The following is a 954-nucleotide window of genomic DNA, read 5'->3' as shown; positions in this document are numbered from 1 at the left end:
ATCTCCGCGAATTAAGTGACCCATTTCGTCACTAATTCCCCACAAGCGACGAATTAAAGCTTCAGCAGTTGAGGCAACATTTCGCCCTAACCAGCCATTGTCTACATTTTCGACTAGTTTATCTTCTAGAAATTCAATTAAATCTCTAAAGGTTTTCACCTGTCTTTTTTGTGGTGCGCCAAATGGTTCTTCTACATCTAGATGAACTCCTCGCTTGCGTCTATCGTTTTCTTCTGCTAAACGTGCTAATCTTTCCTCTACAACAGATACTAAAAATCCTAAATTCCCTCTTTCTAAATCTTCGCCAGCAAAGAGGAAACTAAAGAGGCGATCGCGGCATAATTCCCTAATACTCCACAGGTAAACTGAAATATTATCAGGGCGTTGGTCTAAATGCGGGTCTACATCGTGACTGGTTCTCCTAGGTGCAGCACAAAAACGCACATCTTTAAAAGGTTCTGCGGGTATTCCCAATTTTTTGTATTCCGCCAAATCTTCTTCTTTGAGTTTGGCATTCGGCTTATCTAAGAAAAATAAATCTTCACCTTTGACGTTAAAAATCAAGGCTTTAGTGTTAGCGCGATGGGAACCCAAAGCAGCAGAAGTTAAAATACCCTGGAGTAAAAATAGAGCATAAGATGTTTTCGTCGCCACTCCTGATACACCGGAAATATTTATATGAGCGCCTTTTGAACCATCAATAAACTCATAGTTCAAATAAGCTGGGCTACTGTTACGCATCGTCCCTGCGCTGATGCGTTTTTCCATGCCATCAAAGTGCAAAGCACGTTTTAAATCATCATCCACAGCCAGATTGACGGTGTCTCCTGGTTGCGGTGGTAAGTATTCTTCTGGCTCAATTCGCGTGACTTGAATATGGGCGGCGTAAGAAATATTTGCTGGTAGACTACCACTTTTAACTAAGAAAGTATCTGTGTCAAATTGCGTTCCTTC

General features: G+C 41.4%; 1 pseudogene. It reads right to left on the bottom strand.

Features of this window, described 5'->3' with window-relative positions:
- Positions 1–954, bottom strand: a pseudogene (locus AC5590_RS00735) (ATP-binding protein); the annotation flags it as partial.

The sequence above is a fragment of the Brasilonema octagenarum UFV-OR1 genome (genome assembly GCF_963888615.1).
Taxonomy (GTDB): Bacteria; Cyanobacteriota; Cyanobacteriia; order Cyanobacteriales; family Nostocaceae; genus Brasilonema; species Brasilonema sennae.
The sequence above is the reverse complement of the archived record's forward strand: the minus strand, read 5'-3'. Positions and strand labels throughout refer to the sequence as shown.